At 74.4% G+C, this 12,470-nt stretch carries 9 protein-coding genes; 5 read left to right on the forward strand and 4 right to left on the reverse strand.

From position 1 onward, the window contains the following. Window positions 1-141 precede the first annotated feature (141 nt). From OG956_RS32780 to OG956_RS32790, 3 genes are read right to left on the reverse strand one after another with little or no spacing between them, the layout of a single operon-like run. Complete coding sequence (locus OG956_RS32780; RefSeq protein WP_330341630.1) at window positions 142-1,383, reverse strand: vWA domain-containing protein; 1,242 nt, start codon at window positions 1,381-1,383, stop codon at window positions 142-144. Beyond that, window positions 1,380-2,621: an AAA family ATPase gene (locus tag OG956_RS32785; RefSeq protein WP_330341631.1), complete on the reverse strand. Its 1,242-nt coding sequence runs from the start codon at window positions 2,619-2,621 to the stop codon at window positions 1,380-1,382. Before OG956_RS32785 ends, OG956_RS32780 begins: the two co-directional genes overlap by 4 nt. Before the next feature lie 45 nt (window positions 2,622-2,666). Then, window positions 2,667-4,463 (reverse strand): hypothetical protein, encoded by a 1,797-nt coding sequence (locus tag OG956_RS32790; RefSeq protein ID WP_330341632.1) that lies wholly within the window; start codon window positions 4,461-4,463, stop codon window positions 2,667-2,669. Window positions 4,464-4,764: 301 nt separating this feature from the next. On the opposite strand from OG956_RS32790, the gene OG956_RS32795 reads away from it, so the two are divergent. Then, the gene (locus tag OG956_RS32795; protein ID WP_330341633.1) at window positions 4,765-5,628 is read left to right on the forward strand and encodes a putative protein N(5)-glutamine methyltransferase; all 864 of its coding nucleotides are present in this window, start codon (window positions 4,765-4,767) and stop codon (window positions 5,626-5,628) included. 235 nt (window positions 5,629-5,863) lie between these two features. Here OG956_RS32795 and OG956_RS32800 read toward each other — a convergent pair whose 3' ends face one another. Continuing rightward, window positions 5,864-7,942 (reverse strand): SpoIIE family protein phosphatase, encoded by a 2,079-nt coding sequence (locus tag OG956_RS32800; protein WP_330341634.1) that lies wholly within the window; start codon window positions 7,940-7,942, stop codon window positions 5,864-5,866. 314 nt (window positions 7,943-8,256) lie between these two features. Here OG956_RS32800 and OG956_RS32805 point away from each other — a divergent pair, with 314 nt between their 5' ends. The 4 genes from OG956_RS32805 to OG956_RS32820 all read left to right on the forward strand — a co-directional run bounded on the left by OG956_RS32805 (window position 8,257) and on the right by OG956_RS32820 (window position 12,457). Further along, on the forward strand, window positions 8,257-9,138 hold the full coding sequence (locus tag OG956_RS32805) for a hypothetical protein (RefSeq protein ID WP_330341635.1): 882 nt from the start codon (window positions 8,257-8,259) through the stop codon (window positions 9,136-9,138). A gap of 104 nt (window positions 9,139-9,242) precedes the next feature. Continuing rightward, complete coding sequence (locus OG956_RS32810) at window positions 9,243-9,614, forward strand: hypothetical protein (RefSeq protein WP_330341636.1); 372 nt, start codon at window positions 9,243-9,245, stop codon at window positions 9,612-9,614. 250 nt (window positions 9,615-9,864) lie between these two features. Beyond that, window positions 9,865-11,880 (forward strand): NADPH-dependent 2,4-dienoyl-CoA reductase, encoded by a 2,016-nt coding sequence (locus tag OG956_RS32815; protein WP_330341637.1) that lies wholly within the window; start codon window positions 9,865-9,867, stop codon window positions 11,878-11,880. Window positions 11,881-11,911: 31 nt separating this feature from the next. Then, window positions 11,912-12,457 (forward strand): PadR family transcriptional regulator, encoded by a 546-nt coding sequence (locus OG956_RS32820; protein WP_330341638.1) that lies wholly within the window; start codon window positions 11,912-11,914, stop codon window positions 12,455-12,457. The last annotated feature ends 13 nt before the right edge of the window (window positions 12,458-12,470 follow it).

The following is a 12,470-nucleotide window of genomic DNA, read 5'->3' on the forward strand; positions in this document are numbered from 1 at the left end:
GCGACGGGCGCCGCCCCCCTGCCGGCCCCCAACTCCGTCACTCAACCCGTCCCGCACCCCCGGCACCCCCGCACCCCCGCCCTGCCCCCGCTCACCCCTCACCCATCCCGCAACCCCCACCGCCTTCACCCCCGCACTCCCTCACCCGCGCCCCGACCCGATCGTCACCACCCGTGCCCACGCCGGTGGTGTGTTCGCCCAGTCGTCGGGGCCGTTCTCGCCGTACGCACCGCCGGTCCGCGGGAAGAGTCCGACCACCGTGCGGCAGGGGGGCCGTTCGGCCGGCCAGGGTGTCTGGCCGTCCGTCAGGACCACCACCGCGTCGGGCCGTGTCCGCAGCGCCCGGGCGAACCCGGTGCGCAGGTCCGTCCCGCCGCCGCCCACCAGCTCGATGCCCTCCGTCCGGCACAGCGGCTGGACCGTCCGGGCCGCGGCATCGCAGGACAGCACGGAGACCAGGTCCCGCCGGCCGCCTACGGCCCGGCAGATCGCGGCCACCTCCAGCAGCGCGCTGCCCAGTTCGGCGTCGCTGACCGACCCCGAGGTGTCGATGACCACGCACACCCGCGGCGGCCTGCGCCGCAGGCTCGGCAGGACGACACCGGGCAGCCCGGCCGAACGCCGCGCCGGCCGGCCGTAGCTGTAGTCGTCGCCCACGCCCGGAGCGAAGACCGCGGACCGCAGCGCCGAGCCCAGCAACCGGCGCCACGGCTGCGGCGGATGGAACACCTCCTCCGCCCACCGCCGCCAGCCCCCCGGGGCGCTGCCCGGGGTGCCCTTGATGCCCCGCGCCACCCGGAACCGGATCGCGTCCCGCTCCTGTGCGCTCAGCCCGTGCGCGCCGGCCGGCCCCAGCTCCCACTCCCGGTCCAGCCCGTCGGCGCCGCTGCCGCAGTCGAGCCAGGCCAGCCGCTCCAGGCGTGGCCCGAGCCGGTAGTGCCGCAGGTAGTCCTCCATGAGCTCACCGGGGCGCAGCCCCAGCTTCTCCGGTGTCACGGCGCCTTCGGGCCGCGGCAGCCCGTCGCCGTACACGTCGTCGTTGATCTCGCAGTCGGCGGCGATGTTCATGCGCAGCCGTTCCGCCGGACCGGTCAGCCGGTGCTCGCGGGCGAACCGGTCGCCGCGTCCGTGATGGTCGCGCAGCAGGTGCGCCACCTCGTGCACCCACACCGCCGCCAGTTCCGCCACCGGCGTGCGGTCCACGAACGCCGGGGAGACATAGCACCGCCAGTGCCGGTCCACCCCCATCGTCGGCACCTGCGGGGACTCCACCGGCCGCAGCGCGAACAGGGCCGTCGCCAGGTACGGCCGGACACGGGCCGCGTGCAGCCGCGCGGCGAAGAGCTTGCCGAGGTCCAGCGCGCCGGGCGCGTCCGCCGTCATCGGCGGGCTCCGGCGACCCGGGCGGCCTCGTCGGCCCGCCGGGACAGCGACACCACCCCGGTGAGCCGCTCGATCGCCGCGGGTACGGCCCAGTCGTCCCGGCGCAGGGCGGCCAGGGTCGTGGCCGGGACCACCACGACGTCCGGCGCCCCCGTCTCCGCGGCCCGCACCAGCAACGCCCAGGCCGCGTCCCAGCGGGCCCGTTCCGGGCGGCCCCGGACCGCGGCCACCACCCCGTCCAGCACGGCCTGCCGCAGATCCCCGCGCTCGGGGAGTTCCGCTCCGGCCGGATCGGCGAGCAGCGTCTCGGGGTCGGGCAGGTCCATCCGGTCCAGGCTCGCCAGCAGTTCGAGCCCGGGGCCGTCCCCGACGGCGCCCCGCACCAGCAGCGACAGCACATCCCGAGAGGACCCGGCGGCGGTCGCGAACGCGATCAGCCGCAGGGTCGCCTCCCAGCTGCGGGGCGACGGCCAGGCGCCGCCCCGGTGGCTCTCGCCGCCCGGCAGCCGGTGCACGAGCCCCGGCCGGGCGGTGAGGAACCCGCACACCGCGCGCCGGGCATAAGCCACGGCCCCCGACAGCCGCTCAGGGTCGAGCCGGGGCAGGGTCGCCCGCGGCCAGGTCCCGCCGAGCCCCCGTACGACGACGTCGTGGTCGTGGGCCCACTGCAGATGCACGAACCGGTTGGCCAGCGGCGGGCTCAGCTCCCAGCCGTCGGCCGCCGAGGAGCGGGGGTTGGCGGCGGCCACGATCCGCACTCCGGGCGGCAGCCGCAGCGCGCCGATCCGCCGCTCCAGCACGAGCCGGAGCAGGGCCGCCTGCACCGCCGGGGGAGCGGTGGACAGCTCGTCCAGGAACAGCAGTCCCCGCCCGGCCCGCACCAGCCGGACCGCCCAGTCCGGCGGGGCCAGCGGGACGCCCTGCACCGCGGGATCCTCTCCTACGACGGGCAGGCCCGAGAAGTCGGACGGCTCGTGCACGCTCGCGATCACGGTGGTGAGCGGCAGATCCAGGGCGGTGGCGAGCTGGGTCAGCGCGGCCGTCTTGCCGATGCCGGGCTCGCCCCACAGCAGGACCGGGAGGTCGGCGGCCACGGCCAGGGTGAGTGCCTCCAGCTGGTCGTCGGAGCGCGGTTCGGTGGTCGTGTCGCGCAGCAGGGCCGACAGGGCGTCCGCCACGGCGAGTGGGGAGGCGGCGGGCCGGTCTGCCGGCAGGGGCGCGTAAGCGCGTGAGGTCATGAGGGAATCACCTTGGGTGTGAAGTAGGCGTGAGCGGGGGTGAGTTCAGAAGAAGGTGACGGTGCGGGTCTGCCGTCGGGTGGGGCGGCGGTTCCGCGCGGTGCGGCGGACCGGGTGGGCGGAGATGCCGCCGGGGGCCGCCAAACCGGCCCGGTACAGGCCGTAGGCGATGCGCCGCTCGGCGGCCGTGGTCAGCTCGTCCCGCAGCGGCCCCTCGCGTAGCACCGCGCCGGGACCGAGCAGCCCCTCGACCACGGCCAGGGCGCCCTCGATGTCGCCGTGGTCGAGCCGTTCCCGCACACCGGCGAGGCAGTCCGGACGCCGGTGGGCCTCGTCGACGGCCCGCATGCAGGGCAGTGGCGGTCCGCCGAGCGCGGCCAGCAGCTCCTCGCGCCGGATCTCGTCCGGATCGTGGTCCAGCGGGGCCAGGACGCCGTCGACCAGGCCGATCCGGTGGGCGGCGCCCCGGCACTCGACCTGACGCGCCCGCGCCACCGGATCCGGTCCGGCGACCGCACCGGACGCCTCCCGGCCGGGCGCGAGCGCGGCGGCGACCAAGGGGTGCAACCGCTCCGGGCCGAGCAGCCCGGCGCGCAGCAACTCCAGGTCGGGCGCCACCCAGGTCGCGGCGTCGGGCAGTACCGGCACCGCGGAGAAGCCGCCCGGCGGAAGCTCGCCGACGAGCCGAAGCCGCGGCGCGCCGCCGGGGCTCTCAGCCCGGCGCCCGAGCCCGGCCGAAGGCACCGCCCCGGCACCCGGGCCGACCACGCGCCCGTCCCCCTCGGCGGGTTGGCCGTGGTCCCGGCTCCCAGCGGGGTTCCGGCGATCCCCAGCAGGACTCCGGGCGCCGATCAGATCTCCGCAAGGATTCCGGGCGTTGCCCCGCTCTCCAGCGGGGTTCCGGCCGTCGTCCCGGCCCCGGGCGGGGTTTCGGGGGTGGCCCCGATCCCCCGCAGGATTCCGGCCGTTGCTCCGGTCTCCAGCGGCGTTGCGGGCGTTGCCCTGCTCTGCAGCGGGGTTCCGGCCGTCGGCCCGGTCCCCCGCAGGGTTCCAGCCGTCGTTCCGGCCTTCAGCAAAATTCCGGCCGTCGCCCCGATCCCCCGCAGGATTCCGGGCCTCGCCCGCGTCCTCCGCCACCGTCAGGAGCAGTCGGCGGCGGCTGCTGAGCCGTACGGCGAAGGGGCCGCCGGTGCGGCCCTCGGCGTGCAGCAGCAGGGCCGCCTCGGCCGCCCACCGGCCGACGGCGCAGCCGTGCCCGGGCGGGGCGAGGGCGAGCGGATCGGCGTCCGGCGGCGCCGGATCGTCGGCCCCCGACCGTTCGCGCAGCTCACCGGCCCTGTCGGCGTCCCACAGATGCCGGTGCAGATCGAGCCGGTAGCGGCGGTTCGGGCGGGGGTGCGGATGGCGGCCGGCGGACGGCTCGGCCGGATCCCACAGGGCGAGGCCGATCCGCTGGCCGGCGTCCGCCCAGGCCGGGGGCGTACGGGCCACGAGGTGCAGGGGGCCGGTGCGGCCGGGTCGCTCGTACCGGGCCAGCGTGAGGGTCAGGCCGGGGCGCAGCAGCCCGTCCGGCGCGATCCTCGGCATGTGCCAGCGCAGCAGGTCCGGGGCGAGACGGCGGAGGTCGGCGCGGACCGAGGCGGCGATCTCCCGGCCGTGGGCGCGGGCGACGCGGCGCAGCTCGAGGTCGACGTCGACCCGGGCGGCGGCGCAGGCCCCGGCCCAGTCCCCGGCCAGACGGCGGCGGGTGGCGAGCTCGATCATGGACGGTGGCACGGCGTACATCCGTACGCGCAGCCACAAGGAAAGCCGGGAATCCCCGTGCGCGGTGGAAGGGAGCATCAGCGCTCACCTTGCGCGGACGGGACCCCCAATCGGTGCGAGGCGTGAGTCGTCATCCCGGCGAGCGTAGCCGCCCGTCCGTCGCCCGCGCCACGCGTTTTCCCGCGCGAATCCGGCGCCGTCCCTTGGGGTATGGTGGCCGTCCGGTCGCGGAGGTACGCGGCCCCGAGCGCCGAGGAGGTGGGACCCATCACCGCTGTGCCCTCGGGAGTGCTCCCCCTTCGTGACGGCTCGGTGCGCCGGCACCGGTGACCGCGGGAGCGCCCCTCGACCCCCGCGCTCCGAAAGGCATTCGGCCTCCATGCCTCCTTCTGGTCCCCCTTCCTCTTCCCCCTCCCCATCCCCTTCTGCTTCCTCCGCTGCCGCCGTCGTCTCCGCCTTGCGTGCCGCGGGGTGCGTCTTCGCCGAGGACGAGGCGGAGTTGATCCTCGACACCGCCCGCACCGAGGACGAGGTGTCCGCGATGGTGGACCGGCGTGCCGCCGGGCTGCCGCTCGAGCAGGTCCTCGGCTGGGCCCGGTTCCACGGCCTGCGGATCCTGCTGGAACCGGGGGTGTTCGTCCCCCGCCGTCGCACCGAGTTCCTGGTCGACCAGGCGTTGGCACAGGCTCCGGACGCGCGGGTGGTCGTGGACCTGTGCTGCGGCTCGGGTGCGCTCGGCGCGGCGCTGGCCGCCGCCCTGGACGGGGCCGAGGTGCACGCCGCCGACATCGACCCGGCCGCCGTACGGTGCGCCCGACGCAACCTCGCCGCCTTCACCGGCCGGGCCCACCAGGGCGACCTCTACGAGGCCCTGCCCGCCGCGCTGCGCGGCCGCATCGGCATCCTCACCGCGAACGTGCCGTACGTACCGACCGGCGAACTGCCCCTGCTGCCGGCCGAGGCCCGCGACCATGAACCGCGCGCCGCCCTGGACGGCGGCGCGGACGGTCTGGACCTGCTGCGCCGGGTGGCAGCCGACGCCCCGGAGTGGCTCGCGCCGGGCGGCTGCCTGCTGTCCGAGACCAGCGAACGCCAGGCGCCCGCCGCCGTCCGGGCCTTCACGGACGCCGGCCTGACGACCCGTCTGGCGGTGTCGGAGGAACTGTCCGCGCACGTGGTGATCGGCGTCCGGCCTCCGAGCCCGTCACGGTCCCAGGGCATCGATCCTCAGCCCCGGCCATGATTGCCGCCGACGGCTGCCCTGGCGGAGCCACCAGTCCGCGCCCGCCTGCTGTACGGAGAGTGGCTGCGTCTGCGGAACCGCCGTCAGCGTGAGACACGAAGGCCTCCTGGCCGGCGGAGCGGTTCCTCGACAGTTCCGCTCCCCAACCGGAGGCCTTCAACCGGAGGCCTTCACCCGTCACCCGATTCGGACGGTGTCGGAGCACAGACTGGGCCAACCCGCCCGGGCAGTACGCCTAGGCCAGTTCCTGCGCCCGCGCGATCAGCAGGGCGACGTCGTCGTGGTTGTCGGGGTGGTGCAGGGTGCGCAGGAGGAGGTCGCAGGTCTCCTCCAGGGGGCGGCCCGGGTCGTCGAGCAGGGACAGCATGAAGTCCAGGCGTTCGTCGAGGGAGTGGCGGCGCGTCTCCACCAGCCCGTCGGTGTAGAACACCAGCTCGTCGCCGGGGGCGAGGTCGACGGTGACCGTGGAGAACGCGACCCCGCCCACCCCCAGCGGCACCCCGGTGGGCAGGGCGAGCAGTTCCGGCGGCCGGCCCGCGCGCACGCGGGCCGGCGGCAGATGGCCGGCGTTGGCGATCCGGCACTGCCGCAGATGCGGATCGTGGACGGCGTACACGCACGTCGCGATCGAGTGGTCCAGGGCCGACGTCGTTTTGTCCAGGTGCTCCAGCAGCAGCGCCGGGTCCAGGTCCAGCGCGGCCAGCGTGGTGGTCGCCGTGCGCAGCCGTCCCATGGTCGCGGCCGCACTGAGCCCGCTGCCCATCACGTCGCCCACCACCAGCGCGGTCTTGCCGCCCTCCAGCGGAATGACGTCGAACCAGTCGCCGCCGACCTCGGTGGTGGCCCCGGCGGGCTGGTAGCGGGAGGCCACCTCCAGGCCGGTCGTCACCGGCGGACGGCTCGGCAGCAGACTGCGCTGCAGGGTGAGGGCGGTGTTGCGGGCGTTCTGGTACCAGCGCGCGTTGTCGATCTGCACCGCCGCGCGGGCCGCCAGTTCCCGGGCGAGCAGCACGTCGTCCTCGTCGAACGGCGCCGGATTGCGGGTGCGTTTGAGGTCCAGGGCGCCCAGCACCTCGCCGCGCGCGATCAGCGGCACCGCGAGGTAGGAGTGGAGCCCGGCGCGGCCCAGCAGCTCGGCCGCCTCGGGGGAGCGGGCGATGCGCGGCAGGTCCGCGTCCTTCACCTGCGGCACCAGCACCGGCTCGCCGGTGCGCACGCATTCGGTGACCAGCCGGTCGGATCCGTACCGGGCGATCCGGCCGGGCGGATCCGCGGCCCGTACGGCGTCCGAGCCGTCCTGCGGGCGCACGGCGAGCGCCCGGATCATCGCCGCCTCCGAGGGACCGAGCGTGCTGCGCCGGCCTTCCACCACCGCGTCCAGCAGGTCCACCGCGGCCACGTCGGCGAGTTCCGGCACGGCCACCTCGGCCAGCTCACAGGCCGTGCGGTCCAGGTCGAGCGTCGTACCGATGCGGGCGGAGGCGTCGGCGACGATGGCGAGCCGGCGCCGGGCGGTCTCGGCCTCCACCGAGGCCCGGTGCTGCTCGGTGATGTCGACCACCGTGACCGCCACGCCGAGCACGTTGCCCATGGCGTCCTCGAGCCGGTACAGCGAGTAGGCCCAGATGCGGTCCTCGTCCGGGTTGGCGGGGGTGCGGCCGACCGTCGTGTCGTCGATGACCGGCACGCCGGTCTCCAGCACCCGGCGGGCGCCGGCCTCCACCCCGCCGGATTCCAGCATCGGCAGCACCTCGCGCAGCGTCCGCCCGATGTGCTCGGCGGCGGGCACGCCGTTGATCTTCTCCAGGGCCGGATTGACCGAGACGAACCGCAGCTGGGTGTCCAGGACGGCGTAACCGATCGGCGACTGCTTCACCATCCGCTCGGACAGCGCCACGTCCTGCTCCAGCCGCCGCACGGTCGACTGGTCGGCGGCGAGCCCGAGGGCGTACACGTCGCCGCGGTCGTCCAGCAGCCGCATGTTGCGGAACTCCACCACGCGGGTGCTGCCGTCCTTGTGCCGGATCGGGAAGCCGCCGGCCCAGCTCTGCCCGGTGCGCATCACATCGGCGAAGAGCCTGCCGACGAGCTCGAAGTGGCGTTCGTGGACCATGAGCCGGGCCGCGTACTGGCCGAGGGCCTCCTCGGCGCTGTAGCCGAACAGCTCCTCCGCCTGCGGGCTCCACAGCACGATGCGGCCGGTGGCGTCCAGCACCACCGACGCCACGCGCAGCACGTCGAGCAGGCCGCCCGGCCGCACCGGTCCGCGCACGGGCTCGCCGCCCTCCGCCGCCGGAGCCTCGGCTGCACTCATGCCATGCACCGCCTTCGCCCGTCCGCACGGCACGTCGTCCCCCGTGCCGACTCCCCTTGGTCCACCGTGCTCACACCCGACTCTCCGGCGCCTTCGCCGGTTACCTCCACCATCTCTCACCACAGCGGTGCACGTCCGCCGAAGCCGTCACGCCGGGGGGAGCGCTCCTTTCCCGCACATCCTGCACGTCTTGCGGCCGGACGGGGAGAGTTCACGTTCATGTTGCTGCATTGGTCTGTACATGACCATCACGCCACGCCAGACTGTCCGCCGACCGAGTGTTCCCGCCCCCCACCCCGTCCGAGGAGTCGGCCATGCCCGCGCCCGCCCGGCAACGTTGTCACGCAGCTCTCGCCGGACTCGTCACCCTCGCCACCGCCGCCGTCGTGTCCCTGTCCGCCCCGGGGCCCGCCGCCGCGGCCGACACCTGGACGGAGACCGGCTCCGACCACGCCCGCGCGCTGGACGAGAGCCAGGGCCTGACCTCCGTCGAGGTCCCGGCGGGCAGCCCCAACCGGTACACCGGTATCGGCACCATTCCCATCAGCGTCTCCGGTCGCGGCTGGAATCACGTCGGGGACCCCGACGCCTCGTACAACGGCTACTACATCGAGCCCTACCAGCAGGACTCCGGCAACTCGAAGATGTACCGCGTGCAGGCGCCCGACGGCACCTGGTCGGAGTACGTTCACACGCTCGGCCCCGGCGAGGCCCTGAACAACTCCTGGGACGCGGTCTCGCCCGACGGCCAGTGGATGCTGTCGGGCGAATGGGGCACGATGAACCGCCTGCTGGTCTTCCCGACCCCCGGAGCCAACCCCTCCACCTCACCCTCGGCGAACCTCCCGCAGGCCTCCACGGTCAACCTCGACCACGCCGTCCGCGACGTCCAGGGCTGCGACTTCTCCGGCCCCACCACCCTGCTGTGCTCCTCGGACGACCCGGACGGCAGCCTCTTCGGCATCACCAAGCCGCTGCTCCAGATCGACCTGTCGGCCCCGCCGAACGGCTCCTCGGACGTCACCGGCCATGTCACGGCCCTGCGCCAGCTGCCCCTGCGCAGTTCCTGCTCCGGAACCTTCGAGGCGGAGGGCATCGACTACGACCGCCGCACCGGGACCCTGCGCGTGATCGTGATGTCGCCCGGCTTCTGCGTCCTGACCGACAGCAAGACGTACCGGTTCACCCGCGGCTGACCCCGTCTGGGGTGTGCCGGCGGGCCGGTGGTGCTTTGCTGAGGATGGAAGCGGCTGGACGGGGTACCCCGTTCCACCGCGGCGCGGCACGAAAGGAGCGATCAATGGCACGCACGGAGGGGTCGCACCCGGAAACCGTCACGGTGGAGATCAGCGGCTCCAAGGAGGACGCCCGGCTCGTCTTCGACGCGCTGAGCCACTGCTTCGCGTCCGACCGGGCTGAGGACGAGATCCCCCAGCAGCTCCACGAGGTTCGGCCGATGGTGTGGCTCGGCACCTACGACGTCGCCGACCCCCGGGGGCCGGGCTGCCCGCCGGTCCACCTCGACGCACCCGTCCAGGCGGACGTCCAGGGCGGCTACTGGGCCGTGGACCGGTTCCGGCACACCCTGGACTCGATGTTCACCGTCGAGGAGACCTGCACGGCCTCCGGCGACCAGGAACGGGACCTCCACCTGCGGCTGCGCAGCCGCTGACCTTCCGGCGGCCCTGCGGCAGCGCCCCGGCCGGCTCCTGGCCCGCCGGGGCGTACCGCGCCTCGCCGTCGCCGAAGGACCAGTCGGCGGCCGTGTTCTCGAGTCGTCCTTGCGCGTACCGTGCGTGTACATACCAGTAGGTACACAGTGGTCCGTGTCCGTGTCACCCCCGGTGATTGTGCAACTAGTTGCACAATGGTGCGCGTGTCCTCTACAACAAGAGGCGACGACACCGCGCACGGAGGGCCCGATGAGCCGTTACCCGCATCTGCTGACCCCGCTCGACCTGGGCTTCACCACGTTGCCCAACCGGGTGCTGATGGGCTCCATGCACGTCGGCCTGGAGGAGGCGGAGCGCGGCTTCGAGCGGATGGCGGCGTTCTACGCGGCGCGCGCCCGCGGCGGGGTGGGCCTCATCGTCACCGGCGGTATCGCGCCCAACGACGAGGGGCGGCCGTACGAGGGCGGCGCGAGGCTCACCACCGAGGCGGAGGCCGAGCGGCACAGGGCCGTCACCGAGGCGGTGCACCGCGAGGGCGGCCGGATCGCGATGCAGATCCTCCACTTCGGGCGGTACGCCTACCACCAGGACCTGGTCGCGCCCAGCCCGCTGCAGGCGCCGATCAGCCCCTTCGTGCCGCGCGAGATGAGCGACGCGGACGTCGAGCGGACCATCGACGACTACGCCCGCGCCGCCCGCCTGGCCCGGCGGGCCGGCTACGACGGCGTGGAGATCATGGGCTCCGAGGGCTACCTCGTCAACGAGTTCATCGCGCGCCAGACCAACCGGCGCACCGACCGCTGGGGCGGCTCCTACGAGAACCGGATGCGGTTCCCCGTCGAGATCGTCAAGCGGGTCCGCGAGGCCGTCGGCGAGGACTTCATCGTCATCTACCGGCTCTCCATGCTGGACCTGGTCCCCGGCGGCTCCTCCCTGGACGAGGTGATCACCCTCGCCAAGGCCGTCGAGGCCGCCGGGGCGACGATCATCAACACCGGCATCGGCTGGCACGAGGCCCGCATCCCGACCATCGCCACCTCCGTGCCGCGCGGCGCCTACACGTGGGTCACCAAGAAGCTCATGGGCGAGGTGTCCGTGCCGCTGGTGACCACCAACCGCATCAACACCCCGGAGCTGGCCGAGGAGTTGCTCGCCGGCGGCTACGCGGACATGGTGTCGATGGCCCGTCCGATGCTCGCCGACCCCGACTTCGTCGCCAAGGCCGCCGCCGGGACGCCCGAGGCCATCAACACCTGCATCGGTTGCAACCAGGCCTGCCTCGACCACACCTTCAGCGGCCAGATCACCTCCTGCCTGGTCAACCCACGCGCCTGCCACGAGACCGAGCTGGTGCTCGCCCCGACCCGGCTGAAGAAGCGCGTCGCCGTCGTCGGCGCCGGCCCGGCCGGCCTCGCCTGCGCGGTCAGCGCCGCCGAACGCGGCCACGACGTCACCCTCTTCGACGCCGCGAACGAGATCGGCGGCCAGCTCAACGTCGCCCGCAAGGTCCCCGGCAAGCAGGAGTTCGACGAGACCCTGCGCTACTTCCGCCACCAGCTCGACGCGCACGGCGTCGACGTACGCCTCGGCACCCGGGTCACCGCCGGGACCGTGGAGGACTACGACGAGGTGGTCGTCGCCACCGGCGTCACCCCGCGCGTCCCGGACATCCCCGGCGTCGACCACCCCCGCGTCCTCGGCTACCTCGACGTGCTGCGCGACGGCGCCCCCGTCGGCGAGCGGGTCGCCGTCCTCGGCGCCGGCGGCATCGGTTTCGACGTCGCCGAGTACCTCACCGACGGCGGCGACAAGGCGAGCGAGGACCCCGCGACGTACTTCCGCGCCTGGGGCGTCGACATGGACTACCGGGCACCGGGCGGCCTCGCCGCGCCGCAGCGGCCCGCCCCGCCCCGCCAGGTGCACCTGCTCCAGCGCAAGACCAGCAAGGTCGGCGCCGGCCTCGGCAAGACCACCGGCTGGATCCACCGCACCGAGCTCAAGCACCGCGGCGTCACCATGGTCCCGGGCGTGCGCTACGACCGGATCGACGACGCCGGCCTGCACATCACCGTCGGCGGGGAGAGCACGGTCCTCGAGGTCGACACCGTGGTGCTGTGCACCGGCCAGGAGCCGTGCCGCGACCTGTACGACGAGCTGGCCGCCGCCGGGCGCAGCGTCCATCTGATCGGCGGCGCGGACGTCGCGGCCGAACTGGACGCCAAGCGGGCCATCAAGCAGGGCACGGAGCTGGCGGCGGCGCTGTAGGGCGCCGCGCGGCGATCCCTAGGATGGGGCCATGTCACTGCCGCACGCGATCCTGACGGCGCTGCTGGAAAAGCCGTCGTCGGGACTGGAACTGACGCGCCGGTTCGACAAGTCGATCGGCTACTTCTGGTCCGCGACGCACCAGCAGATCTATCGCGAGCTGGGCAGGCTGGAGGCCGAGGGCCTCATCCGCACCCTGCCGGCCGAGGCGCCGGCCCGCGGGCAGCGGAAGAGCTACGAGGTCCTGCCCGCGGGCCGCGCCGAACTCGCCCGCTGGACCGCCGCCGCACAGGACCCCAAGCCGATGCGGGACGCCCTCCTGCTCCGGCTGCGCGCCGCGGCGGTCGTCGGCACGGCCGGCCTGGAGGCGGACCTGCGCCGCCATCTGGAGCTGCACCGGCGGCAGTTGGCCGAGTACGAGGAGATCGAGAAGCGGGACTTCCCGCCGGGCCGGGACGCCCCCGAGGACCGGCTGCGCCACCTCGTGCTGCGGGCCGGCATCGAGGTGGAGACCTTCTGGACCCAGTGGCTCGGCCACGCGCTGGCGGAGTTCGCCGAACTGCCCGAGGGCGGCTGATCCGGGGGCCGCG

Source organism: Streptomyces sp. NBC_00557, from assembly GCF_036345995.1.
Lineage (GTDB): Bacteria > Actinomycetota > Actinomycetes > Streptomycetales > Streptomycetaceae > Streptomyces.

Excerpts from the sequence above, each read along its gene's own strand:
- OG956_RS32780 (WP_330341630.1), bottom strand. The coding sequence starts at position 1,383 with ATGACGGCGGACGCGCCCGGCGCGCTGGACCTCGGCAAGCTCTTCGCC.
- OG956_RS32785 (WP_330341631.1), bottom strand. The coding sequence starts at position 2,621 with ATGACCTCACGCGCTTACGCGCCCCTGCCGGCAGACCGGCCCGCCGCC.
- OG956_RS32790 (WP_330341632.1), bottom strand. The coding sequence starts at position 4,463 with ATGCTCCCTTCCACCGCGCACGGGGATTCCCGGCTTTCCTTGTGGCTG.
- OG956_RS32795 (WP_330341633.1), top strand. The coding sequence starts at position 4,765 with ATGCCTCCTTCTGGTCCCCCTTCCTCTTCCCCCTCCCCATCCCCTTCT.
- OG956_RS32800 (WP_330341634.1), bottom strand. The coding sequence starts at position 7,942 with ATGAGTGCAGCCGAGGCTCCGGCGGCGGAGGGCGGCGAGCCCGTGCGC.
- OG956_RS32805 (WP_330341635.1), top strand. The coding sequence starts at position 8,257 with ATGCCCGCGCCCGCCCGGCAACGTTGTCACGCAGCTCTCGCCGGACTC.
- OG956_RS32810 (WP_330341636.1), top strand. The coding sequence starts at position 9,243 with ATGGCACGCACGGAGGGGTCGCACCCGGAAACCGTCACGGTGGAGATC.
- OG956_RS32815 (WP_330341637.1), top strand. The coding sequence starts at position 9,865 with ATGAGCCGTTACCCGCATCTGCTGACCCCGCTCGACCTGGGCTTCACC.
- OG956_RS32820 (WP_330341638.1), top strand. The coding sequence starts at position 11,912 with ATGTCACTGCCGCACGCGATCCTGACGGCGCTGCTGGAAAAGCCGTCG.